This is a genomic window from Micromonospora sp. AP08, from assembly GCF_008085935.1.
In the GTDB taxonomy this organism is placed as follows: Bacteria; Actinomycetota; Actinomycetes; order Mycobacteriales; family Micromonosporaceae; genus Micromonospora; species Micromonospora chersina.
Window position 1 is genome coordinate 39,265 of the sequence record NZ_VSEZ01000011.1, and the last position, 17,272, is coordinate 56,536.

General features: G+C 71.2%; 13 protein-coding genes. 9 read left to right on the plus strand and 4 right to left on the minus strand.

Annotated elements, in window-relative coordinates; all coding sequences use genetic code 11:
* Positions 1-62 precede the first annotated feature (62 nt).
* The 3 genes from cysC (at position 63) to galT (ending at position 3,609) form a co-directional block, all read left to right on the plus strand.
* On the plus strand, positions 63-1,592 hold the full coding sequence (gene cysC / locus FXF50_RS19345; protein ID WP_148429845.1) for an adenylyl-sulfate kinase: 1,530 nt from the start codon (positions 63-65) through the stop codon (positions 1,590-1,592).
* A 158-nt stretch (positions 1,593-1,750) separates the two neighbouring features.
* Entirely contained in the window at positions 1,751-2,539 is a 789-nt protein-coding gene (locus tag FXF50_RS19350) for a DeoR/GlpR family DNA-binding transcription regulator (RefSeq protein WP_148429847.1), read from the plus strand.
* On the plus strand, positions 2,536-3,609 hold the full coding sequence (gene galT, locus FXF50_RS19355) for a galactose-1-phosphate uridylyltransferase (protein ID WP_148429850.1): 1,074 nt from the start codon (positions 2,536-2,538) through the stop codon (positions 3,607-3,609). Before FXF50_RS19350 ends, galT begins: the two co-directional genes overlap by 4 nt.
* Positions 3,610-3,869: 260 nt before the next feature.
* On the opposite strand, the gene FXF50_RS19360 is transcribed toward galT, so the two are convergent.
* On the minus strand, positions 3,870-5,087 hold the full coding sequence (locus FXF50_RS19360; protein WP_148429852.1) for an NADP-dependent isocitrate dehydrogenase: 1,218 nt from the start codon (positions 5,085-5,087) through the stop codon (positions 3,870-3,872).
* Between the two features lie 135 nt (positions 5,088-5,222).
* Here FXF50_RS19360 and FXF50_RS19365 point away from each other — a divergent pair, with 135 nt between their 5' ends.
* Positions 5,223-6,005 (plus strand): MBL fold metallo-hydrolase, encoded by a 783-nt coding sequence (locus FXF50_RS19365; RefSeq protein ID WP_148429854.1) that lies wholly within the window; start codon positions 5,223-5,225, stop codon positions 6,003-6,005.
* Between the two features lie 329 nt (positions 6,006-6,334).
* Here FXF50_RS19365 and mdh read toward each other — a convergent pair whose 3' ends face one another.
* Both mdh and FXF50_RS19385 read right to left on the minus strand, forming a co-directional pair.
* The gene (mdh, locus tag FXF50_RS19380; protein WP_148429857.1) at positions 6,335-7,285 is read right to left on the minus strand and encodes a malate dehydrogenase; all 951 of its coding nucleotides are present in this window, start codon (positions 7,283-7,285) and stop codon (positions 6,335-6,337) included.
* 100 nt (positions 7,286-7,385) lie between these two features.
* Positions 7,386-8,249 carry a bifunctional methylenetetrahydrofolate dehydrogenase/methenyltetrahydrofolate cyclohydrolase gene (locus tag FXF50_RS19385; RefSeq protein WP_148429859.1) on the minus strand — a complete coding sequence of 288 codons (864 nt, stop codon included), beginning with the start codon at positions 8,247-8,249 and terminating at the stop codon, positions 7,386-7,388.
* Positions 8,250-8,650: 401 nt separating this feature from the next.
* Between FXF50_RS19385 and FXF50_RS19390 the strand changes: the two genes are divergently transcribed.
* The 5 genes from FXF50_RS19390 to FXF50_RS19410 all read left to right on the plus strand — a co-directional run bounded on the left by FXF50_RS19390 (position 8,651) and on the right by FXF50_RS19410 (position 14,425).
* Positions 8,651-10,258, plus strand: coding sequence for an ABC transporter substrate-binding protein (locus FXF50_RS19390; RefSeq protein WP_148429861.1), 1,608 nt, complete (start codon positions 8,651-8,653; stop codon positions 10,256-10,258).
* Between the two features lie 146 nt (positions 10,259-10,404).
* Entirely contained in the window at positions 10,405-11,343 is a 939-nt protein-coding gene (locus FXF50_RS19395; RefSeq protein WP_148429863.1) for an ABC transporter permease, read from the plus strand.
* 68 nt (positions 11,344-11,411) lie between these two features.
* Entirely contained in the window at positions 11,412-12,368 is a 957-nt protein-coding gene (locus FXF50_RS19400) for an ABC transporter permease (RefSeq protein ID WP_148429865.1), read from the plus strand.
* A gap of 7 nt (positions 12,369-12,375) precedes the next feature.
* Positions 12,376-13,413 (plus strand): ABC transporter ATP-binding protein, encoded by a 1,038-nt coding sequence (locus FXF50_RS19405; protein ID WP_148429868.1) that lies wholly within the window; start codon positions 12,376-12,378, stop codon positions 13,411-13,413.
* Positions 13,397-14,425, plus strand: a complete 1,029-nt coding sequence (locus FXF50_RS19410; RefSeq protein ID WP_148429871.1) for an ABC transporter ATP-binding protein — start codon at positions 13,397-13,399, stop codon at positions 14,423-14,425. Before FXF50_RS19405 ends, FXF50_RS19410 begins: the two co-directional genes overlap by 17 nt.
* Before the next feature lie 66 nt (positions 14,426-14,491).
* Here FXF50_RS19410 and FXF50_RS19415 read toward each other — a convergent pair whose 3' ends face one another.
* A complete protein-coding gene (locus FXF50_RS19415) occupies positions 14,492-17,125 on the minus strand; it encodes a glycosyl hydrolase (protein ID WP_222866079.1) in 2,634 nt (877 codons plus the stop codon).
* Between the last annotated feature and the right edge of the window lie 147 nt (positions 17,126-17,272).

Here is a 17,272-nt window from a genome sequence, read left to right on the forward strand (position 1 = left end):
CGCTCTCGACCGATCGCCGGTGGGCTGAGAAACTGTGTGCCGGCCGGTGAGTTGGGGGTTCGATGAGCAACGGGTGGGTGCTGCCCGAGGACGTGTTGCGGGACGCGCCGGCGTACGCGCCAAGGCCCGCTGAGCTGGCCGATCTGGAGTTGCTGCTGACCGGGGCGTACGCCCCGCTGACGGGCTTCATGACCCGGGCCGACCTGGCCTCGCTGGGCCGGCGCGGGCGGCTCGCCGACGGCACGCCGTGGCCGGTGCCGGTGACGCTCCAGGTGCCGGCCGCGCTCGCCGGCGGGCTGGTGCTGGACGACCCGCTGCGCCGGGCGCTGGTGCTCACCGACGGCGAGGGCGCCCCGGTGGCCGCCATGGACGTGACCGACGTGTGGCCGGTCCGCGAGGGCACGGTCGGGGTGGGCGGGGCGGTCCGCCGGCTGGGCGACGGCGGCCACGGGCCGTTCCAGCGGCTGCGGCGCAGCCCGGACGAGGTCCGGGGGCTGCTGCCCCCGGGGCGGGTGCTGGGCGTCTTCGCCGACCGTCCGCTGCACCGGCCGCAGCTCGCGCAGATCGCGCACGCCGCCCGGACGCTCGGCGCGCACCTGCTGGTGCTGATCCCGGCGGGCGAGGAGGCGATCGGCGGGCTGCCGGCCGAGGCGCTGGTGCGCAGCGTGTTCGCCGCGCGCGACCGGATGCCCCCGGCCACGCTGGTGGCGGTGCCGCTGGCGAAGCGACGCGACGAGATCAGTGACGCGCTGCTGCGGGCGCGGGTCGCCGCCGCGTACGGGGTGACCCACCTGCTCTCCACCGAGGGCATGCTCTCCGGGGCGGGCCTGCGGGTGCTCGTGCCTCGTGAGCTGGCCTACGACAACCGCGACGGGCAGTGGCGCTGGCGGGAGGACATCCCGCCGCGCAACCGGCGGCTGGCGCTCAGCCAGGAGGAGATCGACGACCTGCTGGACCGGGGCTTCCCGCTGCCCGAGTGGCACACGCCGCCGGCGGTGGCCAAGGAGCTGGCCCGGGCCCGCCCGCCGCGCCGGCACCGCGGCCTGGTGATCTTCCTGACCGGCCTGTCCGGCTCCGGCAAGTCGACCATCGCCCGGGGCCTGGCCGACGTGCTGCGCGAGGGTGGCGACCGGACGATCACCCTGCTCGACGGCGACGTGGTGCGTCGCGAGCTCTCGGCCGGGCTGGGCTTCAGCAAGGCCGACCGGGACCTGAACGTGCGCCGGATCGGCTGGGTGGCCGCCGAGATCGCCCGGCACCGGGGCGTGGGCATCTGCTGCCCGATCGCCCCGTACGCGGCCGCCCGGGCCACCGCCCGGGAGATGGCGAAGGCGGCCGGGGCGGGCTTCCTGCTGGTGCACGTGGCGACCCCGTTGGAGGTTTGCGAGCAGCGCGACCGCAAGGGCCTGTACGCGCGCGCCCGGGCCGGCCTGATCACCGGGATGACCGGGATCGACGACCCGTACGAGGAGCCGACCGACGCCGACCTGGTGGTGGACACCACGGACATGACCGTCGAGGAGGCGGTGCAGCGGGTGATGGAGCACCTCACCGAGACCGGCTGGGTGGAGCCCCGCCTCCAGCCCGCCTGATCCGCACCACGCGTCCACCGGCCGCCGCCGCCCCGCTTCCGGGACGGCGGCGGTTCCGCGTCTGCTTCCGTTGCCCTCCGCTGCGCGGTAGTGTTCGTCTTTGTTGGAACACGTTCGACCGCGTGGAGACGGGGTCGGGAGTCGGGAGGTGACGGCGGGTGCTGGCACGGCAGCGGCAGGCGGTCATCCTGGAACGGGTCCGCGCCGCCGGAGGCGTCCGGGTCACCGAGCTTGCCGCCGAGTTCGGCGTCTCGGACATGACGATCCGGCGCGACCTGGAGACGCTGCACGAGCAGGGCCTGCTCGCCAAGGTGCACGGCGGGGCGACGCTGGCGGGGCCGAGCTCGACCGACGAGCCCGGCTTCCGGGCGAAGTCGGTGCGGCAGTCCGGGGAGAAGGCGGCCATCGCCGACCGGGCCGCGCAGCTGGTGCGCCCCGGAGCGGCCATCGCGCTCTCCGCCGGCACGACCACCGCCGAGCTGGCCCGCCGCCTGACCGACGTTCCGGGCCTGACCGTGGTGACGAACTCCCTGCCGGTGGCCGAGATCCTGCACGTCGGCGGCCGGCCGGACCAGACCGTGGTGCTCACCGGCGGGGTGCGCACCCCCTCGGACGCGCTGGTCGGCCCGCTGGCCGTGGCCGCGATCGGCGCGCTGCACCTGGACCTGCTCTTCCTCGGCGTGCACGGGATCAGTGAGCGCGCCGGCTTCACCACTCCCAACCTGATGGAGGCGGACACCGACCGGGCGCTGGTGGCGGCCGCCGACCGGCTCGTGGTGCTCGCCGACCACACCAAGTGGGGCACGGTCGGCATCTCGTCGATCGTCGGCCTGGACGCGGCGGACGTGCTGGTCACCGACGACCGGTTGGCACCGGACGCGCGACGGGTACTCGAGGACAGGGTGGGCGAGCTGGTGATCGTGGCGGGCACGGAGGGTGCGGAGTGAAGCGTACGCAGATCGAGCTGGCCGACGGCCGCGAGTTGATCTACTTCGACGAGCGGGACGACGCGGTCCGCGACCAGCCGGACCGGCGGGAGCTGCCCCCGCCGCCACACGCCTCGCAGCTCCGCTACGACCCGCTGACCGACGAGTGGGTCGCGGTCGCGGTCCACCGGCAGACCCGGACCTTCCTCCCCCCGGCCGACCAGTGCCCGCTCTGCCCCTCCCGGGGCGACCGGCTCAGCGAGATCCCCGCCCCCGACTACGACGTGGTCGTCTTCGAGAACCGGTTCCCGTCGCTGAGCCAGCGGGTCGCCGAGGAACCGGCCGAGATCACCCCGTTCACCCCGGTCCGCCCCGGGCGCGGCAAGTGCGAGGTGGTCTGCTTCACCGACGACCACAACGCCTCGTTCGCCGGCCTTCCCCCGACGCGGGTGCGCACGGTGCTCGACGCGCTGGCCGACCGCACCACGGCGCTGAGCGAACTGCCCGGCGTCGAGCAGATCTTCCCGTTCGAGAACCGGGGCGTGGAGATCGGCGTGACCCTGCACCACCCGCACGGCCAGATCTACGCGTACCCCTTCGTCACGCCACGGACCCGGACCATGCTGGCCGCCGCCCGCCGGCACGCCGAGCGTACCGGGGGCAACCTCTACGCCGACGTGCTCGCCGCCGAACGCGCCGCCGGCGACCGGGTGGTGACGAGCAACGAGCACTGGACGGCGTACGTCCCGGCGGCGGCCCGCTGGCCGTTCGAGGTGCACGTGGCGCCGCACCGCCCGGTGCCGGACATCCCGGCCCTGGACGATGCCGAGCGGGACGCCTTCGGGCCGCTCTACCTGGACGTGCTGCGCCGCTTCGACGGGCTGTTCGACATGCCCATGCCGTACATCGCCGCCTGGCACCAGGCGCCGGTGCACGTCGACCGGGAGCTGGGGCACCTGCACCTGCAGCTGTTCAGCATCCGGCGCGCGAAGGACAAGCTGAAGTACCTGGCCGGCTCCGAGTCGGGGATGGGCGTCTTCATCAACGACATCGCCCCCGAGCGGGCCGCGGAACTGCTCCGGGCCGCCTGACCCGCCCGCCCCACAACAGGGCGCGGGGGGCCCGGGACAGGGCCCCCCGCGAGGGAAGGGACGGCTGGCTGTGCGCGACAGCCGGGAAGGTTGGCTGATCGGCGCTCAAGGCGCGAGACGACCGCGGTCAACCTTCCTGGACGGGACTGGCATCACGTCCACCCTGCTCAACGAGGCGCGCCCGCCCCGGGTGACGCCCCGGCCGACACGACGGAGCCCCGCCGGCCACGCCGGCGGGGCTCCGGTGCGAACGGTGACGGTCAGGCCGACAGCTTGCGGGCCAGGTTCTCGTCCAGCGCGTTCATGAACTCGTCGGTGGTCAGCCACGGGGCGTCCCGCGAGATGAGCAGCGCGAGATCCTTGGTCATCTGGCCGCCCTCGACGGTCTCCACGATGACCTGCTCCAGGGTGTTGGCGAACTCGGTGACCGCCGGGGTGTTGTCCAGCTTGCCCCGGTGGGCCAGGCCCCGGGTCCAGGCGTAGATCGAGGCGATCGGGTTGGTCGACGTCTTCTCGCCCTTCTGCCACTGCCGGTAGTGCCGGGTGACGGTGCCGTGCGCGGCCTCCGCCTCGACGGTACGGCCGTCCGGGGAGAGCAGGACGGAGGTCATCAGGCCCAGCGAGCCGAAGCCCTGCGCGACGGTGTCGGACTGCACGTCACCGTCGTAGTTCTTGCAGGCCCAGACGTAGCCGCCCTCCCACTTGAGCGCGGCGGCGACCATGTCGTCGATGAGCCGGTGCTCGTAGGTGATGCCGGCGGCGTCGAACTCGGCCTTGAACTCGTTCTCGAAGACCTCGGCGAACAGGTCCTTGAACCGGCCGTCGTACGCCTTGAGGATGGTGTTCTTGGTCGACAGGTAGACCGGGTACTTGCGGTCCAGGCCGTACCGGAACGAGGCGCGGGCGAAGTCCCGGATCGACTCGTCGTAGTTGTACATGCCCATGGCGATGCCGCCGCCGGGGAAGTTGGCGACCTCCATCTCCATGGGGGCGCCACCGTCGGCCGGGGTGTAGGTGATGGTCACCTTGCCCGGGCCGGGGACGACGAAGTCGGTGGCCTTGTACTGGTCACCGTGCGCGTGCCGGCCGATGACGATCGGCTTGGTCCAGCCGGGGACCAGCCGCGGCACGTTGGACATGATGATCGGCTCGCGGAACACGACGCCGCCGAGGATGTTGCGGATGGTGCCGTTCGGCGACCGCCACATCTTCTTCAGGCCGAACTCCTCGACCCGGGCCTCGTCCGGGGTGATGGTGGCGCACTTGACGCCGACGCCGTGCTCCTTGATGGCGTTCGCGGCGTCGACGGTGACCTGGTCGTCGGTCGCGTCGCGGTTCTCAATCGACAGGTCGTAGTAGTGCAGGTCGACGTCGAGGTAGGGCAGGATCAGCTGCTCCCGGATCTGCTTCCAGATGATCCGGGTCATCTCGTCGCCGTCGATCTCCACGACCGGGTTTTTTACCTTGATCTTCGCCATCGGCCGGCGCTCCTCTCGGGGGACACGTGCTCAAGCAGTACGAGCGTACTGGAAACTGACCGGGGCTCCCCAGCCGGCCTCACCCTGCGGGAAAACGGGGTCGCCCGGGACGGGCCGCGGTGACATCCTTCCCGGATGCCGCTGACTCACACGGTCGGGTCTATCACGGTCACCGCCCTGGTCGACGGGGCGGGTCCCTTCTTCCAGCCGCGCGCCGAGGCGTTCCCGGACGCCACCGCCGAGCAGTGGCGCGAGGCCGACCGGCGGGACCCGGACAGCGTCACCCCCGACGGCCGCTGGTGGCTGCCGTTCCGCGCGTTCGCGCTGCGTGCCGGGGACGGGCCGGTCACCCTGGTCGACGCCGGGATCGGCCCGGCCGACGCGTTCGCCGCGAGCTGGGCGCCGGTGCCGGGCCGGCTGCCGGCCGAGCTGGCCGCCGCCGGCATCGACCCGGCGGACGTACGCACCGTGGTGCTCACCCACCTGCACACCGACCACATCGGCTGGGCGGGCCCGCTCTTCCCCAACGCGGACCACCTGGTGCAGCGCGCCGAGCTGGCCGCGCTGGAGCTGTTCCACCCCGAGCTGCCGGCCCGGCTCCTGGGGCCGTTGCGGGCCGCCGGCCAGCTCCGGGTGGTCGACGGCGACGCGACCCTGACCCCAGGGGTACGCGTGCTGAGCACACCCGGCCACACCCCCGGCCACCAGTCGGTACTGGTCGACGACGGCACCGACCGCCTCCTGGTGACCGGCGACCTCCTGGTCCACACCCTCCAGCTGATCGACCCGACGCTGCCCTACGCCCACGAGGAGAACCCCACCGAGGCAGCGACGACCCGCACCACCCTCCTGCACTCCCTGACCCCGGCAACCCTGGCCACCCCCCACCTGGGCCACCCCTTCACCCCCCACCCCTGACCCCGCCACCCACCCCGCCCCGCCCTGCCCCGCCCTCCCCCGCCCTGCCCTCCCCCGCCCTGCCCTGCCCTGCCCTGCCCTGCCCTGCCCTGCCCTGCCCTGCCCTGCCCTGCCCTGCCCTGCCCTGCCCTGCCCTGCCCGTTGATCATGAAGTTAGCGGCGATGTCGATCTCCGTCATCGCCGCTAACTTCATGATCAACGCGGGCCGGGGGGCGGGGCGGGGGTGGGAGCGGGGCGGGGGGGGGCGGCCGGGGAAGGGGTCGGGGTCGGGATATGCGGAGGGGCGGGTCGGCGTCGGCCGGCCCGCCCCTCCGGGGTGGTTCTCGGGTCACATGTTGGCTACGTCGGCCTGCTTGGCGCGGACGGCCTCGGCGGCCTCCTTCAGGGCGGCCAACTCGTCGGCGTCCAGGTCGGTCTCGACGATCCGCTTGACGCCCTCGGCGCCGATCTCCGCCTCGACGCCCAGGTAGACGCCGGAGATGCCGTACTGCCCGTCGACCCAGGCGCAGACCGGCATGACCTCGCCGGAGTCCTCGGCGACGGCCTTGGCCATCCGCGCGGCGGCGGCCGACGGGGCGTAGTACGCCGAGCCGGTCTTGAGCAGCGCGACGACCTCGGCGCCACCGTTGCGGGTCTTGACGACCAGCTCCTCGATCTGCTCGGCCGGCATGGCCTCGCGCAGCGGCTTGCCGTTCACGGTGCTCTTCGACGGCACCGGCACCATGGTGTCGCCGTGCGAGCCCAGGGTCAGGGTCTTCACCGACTTCACCGGCACGTTCAGGGCCTCGGCCACGAAGTTGGTGAACCGGGCGGTGTCGAGCATGCCGGCCTGGCCGAGCACCCGGTTCTTCGGGAACTGGGTGGCGAGCTGGGCCAGCGCGGTCATCTCGTCGAGCGGGTTGGAGACGACGATGACGACGGCGTTGGGGGCGTACTTGGCGACGTTCTCGGCGACCTGGCGGACGATCTTGGCGTTGGTCTCCAGCAGGTCCATCCGGCTCATGCCCGGCTTGCGGGGCAGGCCGGCGGTGATGACGACGACGTCGGAGCCCTCGATGGCCTCGTAGCCCTCGCCGTTCGGGCCGGTGGTGACGCCGACGACCTTGGTCTCGAAGCCCTCGACGGCGCGCGACTGGTTGAGGTCCAGCGCGAGACCCGCCGGCTTGCCCTCCACGATGTCGGTGATCACGACGGTGTCGAAGACGTCGTACTCGGCCAGGCGCTGTGCGGTGGTGGAGCCGTAGAAGCCAGCCCCGACGACAGTGACCTTCTTACCCATGGTCGTCCCACTCCCTGATACCAGTCGGTTTTCCGGACCGTATCAGCCATCCTGGCACCGATCGGGCCAGGGGCGGACGGTTATGACGCGCCTGGGCGACTCAGTGCTGCCGCTCGGCCCGCTCGACGACGTTGGTCAGCAGCATGGCCCGGGTCATCGGGCCGACACCGCCCGGCATCGGCACCAGCTTGCCGGCCACCCCGGCCACCTCCGGGTCCACGTCGCCGGTGTAGCGGCCCTTGCCGTCGGCCCCGATCACCCGGGTGATGCCGACGTCCACGACGGTCGCGCCCGGGGTGACCATGTCGGCGGTGAGCAGCCCCGGCACGCCGGCCGCGACGATGACGATGTCGGCCTCGCGGGTGTGCGCGGCGAGGTCGAGGGTGCCGGTGTGGCAGAGCGTCACGGTGGCGTTCTCGCTGCGCCGGGTCAGCAGCAGGCCGAGCGGGCGGCCGACGGTGTTGCCCCGGCCGACCAGCGCGACCTTCGCGCCGCGCAGCGGCACGTCGTGCCGGCGGAGCAGCTCGACGATGCCGCGCGGGGTGCAGGGCAGCGGGGCGTCGTAGCCGAGCACGAGCCGGCCCAGGTTGACCGGGTGCAGGCCGTCGGCGTCCTTGTCCGGGTCGATCAGCTCCAGCGCCCGCTGGGTGTCCAGGTGGGCCGGGAGCGGCAGCTGGACGATGTAGCCGTGGCAGCCGGGGTCGGCGTTCAGCTCGGTGAGCACCGCGTCGAGCTGCTCCTGGGTGGCGTCGGCGGGAAGCTCCCGGCGGATCGAGGAGATGCCCACCTCGGCGCAGTCGCGGTGCTTGCCGTTGACGTACGCCTGGGAGCCGGGGTCCTCCCCGACCAGGACCGTGCCCAGCCCCGGGGTGATGCCGCGCTCCGCCAGCGCCTTGACCCGTGCCCGCAGCTCGTCCTTGATCTCCGCCGCGGTCGCCTTGCCGTCCAGGATCGTCGCCGTCACGACTGGATCGTCTCACGCCCCGCGCCCGCCGGACCGACGACGGTGAACGGTGACGAACCGTGACGTGGGGATAGTCACTGAGAGTGACTGTATGTGTATCGCACCACAGCCGGATCGGCACGACCGATACCAGACGGGACGGGGCGGACGCCGGTCGCATGCTCACCGGAAGTGACCGCGACGGGGTCCAGACGGCGCAACCTGCCCCTGGGGGCAGCCTTGAAGTGCTCCCGCCCTAGCAGAACCGACCGGCGCCGACAAGCCCTCTCGGCACGTTCCGTTATCGCTTCGCAACGCTCTCGTTGTCGACCGGGTCGATCGCGACCTACCGTTACCGATCGTTGCGCAGCGTTACCCAGCGCCGGGCCCGACTGCGCAGCGTGAGGAGATGAGGAGAGTCCATGCGTGTTCGTAGACTCGCCGCCTGGACCGCCCTCCCGCTCGTGGCGACGCTGGGCCTGGCGGCCTGCGGCAGCGGTGGGAACGGCGGATCGAGCGGCAGCGCCCAGGACGCGGCGGTCAGTATCCAGATTTCTGAGCCGCAGCACCTGGTCCCGACCAACACCACCGAAACGTCCGGCTCGCAGGTGCTCGCCGGCCTGTTCAGCCCGCTCGTCGACTACGACGCGCAGAACAAGCCGTACGAGGTCGCGGCCCAGTCGGTGACGCCGTCCGACAACAACAAGGTCTGGACGATCAAGCTCAAGGACGGGTTCACCTTCCACAACGGCGAGAAGGTCACGTCCGACGACTACATCAACGCCTGGAACTACGGCGCGTACGCGCCCAACGGCCAGGGCGCCAGCTACTTCTTCGAGAAGATCGCCGGCTACCAGGACCTCCAGGGTGAGAAGCCGAAGGCCAAGAGGATGTCCGGCCTGAAGAAGGTGGACGACCTGACCTTCCAGGTGACGCTCGCCGAGCCGTACATCGACTTCAAGTCCATGCTCGGCTACACCGCGTTCTACCCGCTGCCGGAGGCCGCGTTCTCCGCGCCGGGCGTGCTCAACGACTCGTACGAGCAGGCGCCGATCGGCCAGGGTCCGTTCAAGATGAAGGGCACCTGGCAGCACGACAGCAAGCTCGATGTCGAGCGCTACGACGCCTACCCGGGCGAGAAGCCCAAGGTGAAGGGCGTCGAGTTCCGGGTCTACCAGCAGCTCACCGCGGCGTACTCGGACCTGCAGTCGGACAACCTCGACGTGCTGCCGACGATCCCGACCGAGAACCTGAGCACCGCGCCGAGCGACCTGGGCGAGAACTACCAGACCAGCCCGATGTCGTCGTTCCAGTTCCTGGCCTTCCCCACGTTCGAGAAGGACTACAGCAAGCCGGACGTGCGCAAGGCGATCTCGATGGCGATCGACCGTGACGAGATCACCAAGTCGATCTTCAAGGGCTCGCAGCAGTCGGCGCGCTCGTTCGTCTCGCCGGTCCTGCCGGGCTACCGGGACAACACCACCGGCGCCGCGGGCCAGTTCAACCCGACCGAGGCCAAGAAGCTCTACCAGGCCGCCGGCGGCCCGTCGAAGATCACCATCTCCTACAACGGGGACGGCGGTCACAAGGACTGGGTCGACGCGACCTGCAACCAGCTCAAGGCCAACCTGGGCGTCGACTGCGTCGGCTCGGCCGAGCCGAAGTTCGCCGACCTGCTGACCAAGGTCGAGAAGAAGCAGCCGGTGGGCCTGTTCCGGATGGGCTGGGTCATGGACTACCCGTCCATGGAGGACTACCTCGGCCCGCTGTACAGCACCAACGGTTCGTCGAACTACTACGGCTACAGCAACCCGGAGTTCGACCGCCTGGTCAAGGAGGGCTCGGCCGCGCCCACCCAGGCCGAGGCCATCAAGAAGTACCAGCAGGCCGAGGACATCCTGGCCAAGGACATGCCGGTGATCCCGCTCCGCTTCGGCGAGAACGTGTACGGGCACTCCAGCAAGGTCACGAACGTCCAGATGGACCTGTTCCAGCGGGTCAACCTCGTCAAGATCGAGGCGGCCAGCTGAGCTGACCGCGGCACGGGCCACCCGGGGCGACCCGGGTGGCCCGAGCGCGTGGCAGGTCCGGGCCGGAGGGCAGGCCCGCCAACTTCCGGTACGCCAGAGATGTCATCCAGCGCCCCATTCGCGTTTTTCCAGAGAGACTGGGAAGCATGTTCCGCTTCATCCTGCGGCGCCTTCTGCAGATGGTCCTCGCGTTCTTCGGGACCACGCTGATCGTCTACGCGCTGATGTTCGCCGGGCAGGGCGACCCGATCCAGGCCCTCGCCGGGGAGCGGCCGGTGACGGCGGCTCAGCGGGCATACCTGACGCAGAAGTACCACCTGGACCAGACCGGCGTGGGCGGCTTCTTCTACCGCTACCTGGACTACGTCAAGAACCTGCTCCAGGGCGACCTGGGCCAGTCGCTCACCGGCAGGCAGATCGGCGACATCCTCCAGCAGGCCTGGCCGGTCACCGTGCGGCTGGCGCTCATCGCGCTCGCCGTGGCCATAGTCTTCGGCGTCACCGCCGGTGTGATCGCCGGCATCCGCCGGGCGAGCATCTTCGACAACTCGACGCTGGTGCTCACCCTGCTGGTGCTGGGCATCCCCACCATCGTCCTGGCACCGATCGCGCAGTACTTCCTCGGCGTCAAGTGGCAGCTCTTCCCGCCCACCGCCGGGGCCCAACCGAGTCTCTACGCGCTGCTGCTGCCGGGCATCGTGCTCGGCTCGCTGTCGCTGGCCACCGCCCTGCGGCTGACCCGCACCTCGGTGGCGGAGAACCTGCGCGCCGACTACGTCCGGACCGCCCGGTCGAAGGGCCTCGTCAAGCGGCGCATCGTCAGCGTCCACGTGCTGCGCAACTCGCTCATCCCGGTGGTCACCTTCCTCGGCGTCGAGCTGGGCAACCTGATGAGCGGCGCGATCATCACCGAGGGCGTGTTCAACATCCCCGGCGTGGGCTTCAACCTCTTCCGCGGCATCCGCACCGAGGACGGCCCGCTGGTGGTGGGCATCGTCAGCGTGCTCGTCGTGGTCTACCTCGTCTCCAACCTGGTGGTGGACGTGCTCTACGCCGTCCTCGACCCGAGGATCCGCTATGAGTGAGCGCAGCGAACGAATCTTCAACGCAGTGTGGTCGCTCGTGACCGCGCCGAGCCGAGCGAGGTGCGGGCATGAGTGACTTCGAGACCGTCGCGTCGACCGAGAACCAGGCCGCGCGGCGGGGTGTCTCCGGCGAGCCCGGCGCGCCCAGCCAGGTCGGCGCGCCGCACAAGCCGCGCAGCCTGGCCGGCGACGCCTGGCGGGATCTGCGCCGCAACCCGATCTTCTGGGTCAGCCTGGCGCTGGTCGTGCTGGCCGCCGCGATGGCCGCGGTCCCGTCGCTGTTCACCGCCAACGACCCGCGCGACTGCCTGCTCTCCCGGCAGCACGCCGGGCCGTCCGGCGGGGCCATTTTCGGGTACGACTTCCAGGGCTGCGACGTCTACGCCCGGGCGGTCTACGGCACCCGCGCCTCCCTCCTCGTCGGCGCGCTGGCCGCGCTGGCCACCGGCGTGATCGCGCTGGTCGTCGGCATGCTCGCCGGCTACTTCGGCGGCTGGGTGGACGCGGTGCTCTCCCGCGTGATCGACATCGTGCTCGGCATCCCGCTGCTGCTCGCCGCGATCGTGCTGCTCAAGCGGCTGAGCACCAGCAGCGACAACGTCCGGCTGTTCGCGGTGATCTTCGTGCTGGCGGTGCTCGGCTGGACCACCGCGGCCCGGGTGATCCGCTCCTCGGTGATCACCGCCAAGGAGCAGGACTACGTCTCCGCGGCCCGGATGCTCGGCGCCCGCAACGGCCGGATCATGTGGCGGCACATCCTGCCGAACGCGCTGGCCCCGGCGATCGTGGTGCTCACCATCGCGCTCGGCTCGTTCATCGCGGCCGAGGCGACGCTGAGCTTCCTCGGCATCGGCCTGAAGGCCCCGACCATCTCCTGGGGCCAGGACATCGACACCGGCCGCATCCACATGCGGGAGTCGGCGACCCCGCTGATCGTGCCGTCCGCCTTCCTCGCGCTGACCGTGCTCGCCTTCATCATGCTGGGCGACGCGATCCGCGACGCCTTCGACCCGAAGCTCCGGTGAGAAACCAATGACCCAGTCCGCGGTCCGGCCCACGCCGGCCTCCCCCACCCCGCCCGGCGGCCACCTGCTCGAGGTACGGGACCTGCACATCGAGTTCCGCACGACCGAGGGCGTGGCCAGGGTCATCAACGGGGTGACGTACCACCTCGACGCGGGCGAGACCCTGGCCGTGCTCGGCGAGTCCGGCTCCGGCAAGTCGGTCACCGCCCAGGCGATCATGGGCATCCTGGACACGCCGCCGGCGCACATCCGCTCCGGCCAGATCCTCTACCAGGGTCGGGACCTGCTGACCCAGTCCGAGGAACAGCGCCGGCAGGTGCGCGGCAAGGAGATCGCCATGATCTTCCAGGACGCGCTCTCCGCGCTGAACCCGGTCTTCCCGGTCGGCTGGCAGATCGGCGAGACGCTGCGCCAGCGCGAGGGGATGTCCCGCGCCGACGCCCGCCGGCGGGCCGTCGAGCTGATGGACCTCGTGAAGATCCCGGCCGCGGCGAAGCGGCTCGGCGACTACCCGCACCAGTTCTCCGGCGGCATGCGGCAGCGCGTCATGATCGCCATGGCGCTCGCCCTGGACCCGAAGGTGCTGATCGCCGACGAGCCCACCACGGCGCTCGACGTCACCGTGCAGGCCCAGATCATGGACCTGCTGGCCGACCTGCGCCGGGACCTGAACATGGCGATGATCCTGATCACCCACGACCTCGGCGTGGTCGCCGGCGTCGCGGACCGGATCGCCGTCATGTACGCCGGCCGGATCGTCGAACACGCCGACGTGCGCTCGCTGTACCGGGCGCCGGCCCACCCGTACACCAAGGGGTTGCTGGAGTCGATCCCGCGCCTGGACGTCCGCGGCCAGGCGCTGTCGACGATCAAGGGGCTGCCGCCGAACCTCATGCGGATCCCCTCCGGCTGCCCGTTCCACCCCCGGTGCCCGTACGTGCAGCAGGTCTGCGTGGACGTGGTGCCGCACGACCTGGTCCTCGGCGACGGCCGGACCAGCGCGTGCCACTTCGCGCAGGAGGTCCATGATGACAGCGCCCGCTAGCCCGACCAAGGTGCGCGGCGAGACGATCCTCTCGGTCGACAACCTGGTCAAGCACTTCCCGATCAACCGGGGCGTGCTGTTCCAGAAGCAGATCGGCGCCGTCAAGGCGGTCGACGGGGTCAGCTTCGAGCTGCGCCGCGGCGAGACGCTCGGCGTGGTCGGCGAGTCCGGCTGCGGCAAGTCGACCCTCGCCCGGCTGCTCATGCGGCTGGAGACGCCGACCTCCGGCCGGGCCACCCTGGAGGGCCGGGACCTGTTCAAGGCGTCCGGGTCGGAGCTGCGCCGGCTGCGCCGCAACATGCAGATGGTGATGCAGGACCCGTACACCTCGCTGAACCCGCGGATGACGGTCGGCGACATCATCGGCGAGCCGTTCGAGATCCACCCGGACGCGGCGCCGAAGGGCAGCAAGCGGCAGCGGGTGCAGGAGCTGCTGGACGTGGTCGGGCTCAACCCCGAGCACGTCAACCGCTACCCGCACCAGTTCTCCGGCGGCCAGCGGCAGCGCATCGGCATCGCCCGAGCGCTGGCCCTGCGCCCCGAGGTGATCGTCTGCGACGAGCCGGTCTCCGCCCTGGACGTCTCCATCCAGGCCCAGGTGATCAACCTGTTGGAGCAGCTCCAGGACGAGTTCGGGCTGTCGTACATCTTCATCGCGCACGACCTGTCGGTGGTCCGGCACATCTCGGACCGGGTCGCTGTCATGTACCTCGGCAAGATCGTGGAGATCGGCACCGAGGAGGAGATCTACGAGCGGGCCACCCACCCGTACACGCAGGCGCTGCTCTCCGCGGTGCCGGTGCCCGACCCGGACGCCCGCGAGGACCGCACCATCATCCGGCTCACCGGCGACGTGCCCAGCCCGGCCGACCCGCCCTCGGGCTGCCGGTTCCGCACCCGCTGCTGGAAGGCCCAGGAGGTGTGCGCCACCCAGGAGCCGCACACGGTGCTCCGCGCGGCGGACCCGCACCCCTCGGCCTGCCACTTCGCCGAGGTACGCCCCGGGGCCTGAGCCCGGCACGACGGAGGCCCCGTCCCCCGGAGGAAGGGGGGACGGGGCCTCCGCACAGGTGGCCGGTCAGAGCTGGGCGAGACCGAACGCCCAGATGCCGCGGCCGTGGGTCGCGACGTAGATCGAGTTGTCGGCCGCGTTGTACTCGACGTCCATGCCGACGGTCAGCGGCAGGCCGGCGCCGAGCCGCTGCCAGTCGGTGGCGTCGGGCGCGCGGTAGAACGTGGCCAGGTCGGTGGCGAGCACCAGCGCGCCGGTGGGCAGTTCCTTGATCGAGCTGGCCGGCACGTCCGGCAGGTTCGCCGAGACGTCCTTCCAGGTCGCGCCCGCGTCGGTGGTCTCGAAGACGTGACCGAAGCCGGCGCCCGGCCCCTCGGTGAAGCGGCGGGAGAAGCCGTTGACCGCGACGAAGGCGTGCGAGGCGTTCGCCGGGTCGATCCCGACGCCCTGCAGGAACCGGTTCGGGAAGTCACCCGGCAGGCTGACCTGGTGCCAGCTCGACGGGTCGGTGACCTTGCCGACCGCGAGGCCCCGGGCGAACCCGGCGTTGTTGCACGGCCCGCACCAGCCGACGTACGCCGTCCCGCCGGACACCGCCACCGAGGTGGCGGTGTGGCCGGCGCCCAGGTCGAAGACGTTCGTCCAGCCCTTGCCGTTCTGGATGGAGTAGCCCTTGGTGTTGACCCAGACGTGCCGGCCACCGGCGACCCAGACGTTCGCGTCGTGGTCGTCCGGGGCGAAGGGCGCGATGAACCGGGCCGGCTCGTCGCCCGGCGACGAGGTGTACGGCTGGATGTCCCGCGAGGTGGAGTCCGCCAGCGTGCCCGAGCCGGTGTTGGCGTTGCAGTTCTCGGTCACCCGCATGGCCAGGTTGGTGTACTCCTGGACCTGCCGGCAGCCGTTGGCCGGGTCGGCCTGGGAGTCGCCGCCGTCACCGCCGAAGTGCGAACCCATCACCGTGTCGCCGGGGCGCAGGATCGAGGTGCCGTTGTCCTGCAGACCGCCGGAGACGATGGTGCCGGCCTTGGCCGGGTCCCGGCCCAGCGCCACCGAGTAGTACTGGAGGGCGTCGATGGTGCCGTCGTTGAGGCTCTGCCAGTCGGTGGCGTGCCCGTCCTTGTCGGTCTTTCCGTTGATCGGCCGCCGGTAGACGCCGCCGTCGTTACCGACGTAGACGAACCCGTTGCCGACCGCCACCGAGTGCTGGTCGGAGTGGGTGGTCTTGTTGCAGGTGTTCTGCGCGTCGTGGATGTTCCAGCAGGAGAAGTTGAAGTTCCAGTACGGGCCGACGGTCTTCCAGTTGGCACCGGCGTCGGTCGACTCGTAGACCTCCTCCAGACCCGCCCAGAGGTGGTTCGGGTTGGCCGGGTCCACCGTGAGGAACTGGTTGTACCAGGCCTGGATGCCCGGGCCGTAGCCCTTGCCCATCACGGTCTGCTTGAGCGCCGAGCCGGAGTTGCCCAGCTTCGACGAGTCGGCGATCTTGTTCCACGGGCCGGCCGGGTTGCCGTTGTTGGAGACGTAGATGCCGTCCAGGTAGCTGTTCACGTTGCCGGCCGGCTTGTTGAGCAGCTTCGGCGACTGGTTGATCGCGTAGAGCTTGCCGCCGTCGGCGGAGAAGGCGAACGTCACGTAGCCGATGTCGTCGGCCGGCATGGCGCCGGTCGGGTTGACCTTCGTCCAGCCGCCCGCCGTGTAGTCGGCGGTCTCGTAGAAGCCGTTGTAGGTGTCACCGGAGCGCCAGGCCGAGGCGGCCACCACGTGCTTCGGGTTGCGCGGGTCCTGAGCCACGTCGTTGACGATGTTCTTGTACGCGGCGTTCGCGTCGCCCGCGTTCGCCCCGCCCGGCAGGTAGCTCGGATTCGGTGCGAACTCCAGCTTCCAGGCGCCCGAGGCGCTGCCCATCGCGTGCGAGAACAGGCCCCGGTTGGTGGCGACCCAGACCTTGCCGTCGAAGAAGCGCAGCTTGTTGATGACCGTGCTCTCCAGCTCGGTCCCGCCGACCCGGTCGGTCGTCTTGAATGCGCCGGTCGTCGGGTTGGCCAGCCGGTAGACGCCCGCGCCGACGTACGAGGTGCCGCCGGTGTTCCCCTCACCGGTCGCGTACCAGAGCGAACCGTCGCCGGCCAGCACGACGTCGCCGCTGGACAGGGTGGGCAGCGCGTCCGTGATCGGCGTCCAGCTCCCGCCGCCGATCGAGGAACGCCACACGCCACCGTCGGCGCCGGCCGCGTACACGTGGCCGCTGTTGTCCGACGCGAGGCCGGTGATCCGACCGGTGACCAGGCCGGCGCCACCGGACGAGTTGGACGCGTAGTCGCGGTAGCGCGGGTCGTCGCCGTCGTACTTGATGTTGGTGACCTCGTGCCAGCTGCCCTTGGTGGCGGCGAGCCCGTTGAGCTGGCTCAGCGCGTTCGAGTACGCCCCCGGAGAGACGATGCCCGGGGCGTAGCGGGCCTGGGCGAACTGCTCGGCGATGGTGCGGGCCTCGAAGGCCTCCTCGCCGGCCTCCTCCGACGACTCGCCGGCGGCCATCTCCATGAACTCTCGGGGGTGCCAGGGCATGTTGGCACCGGGCTCCTCGGCCAGGCCGAGCTTCTCCTGCACCTCGTGGTTGGTGGCGACGACGCCACCGAGCGCGGCGGTCAGCACCAGCGCGCCCGCGATTGTCGCCGGCTTGCGCCAGCGGAGTGTGGACATGTGAATCCTCCCGGATTCGAGGGGGTACCGGGCCGGCGGCCCGGGACGGAAGACCATGGGCGGGTGGCGCGCGACGGCGCCTACCGGTGGGCGGACGGACACCGTCCGAGCGGGACCCTGCGCGGCGGAACGACCCGGACGGACCTC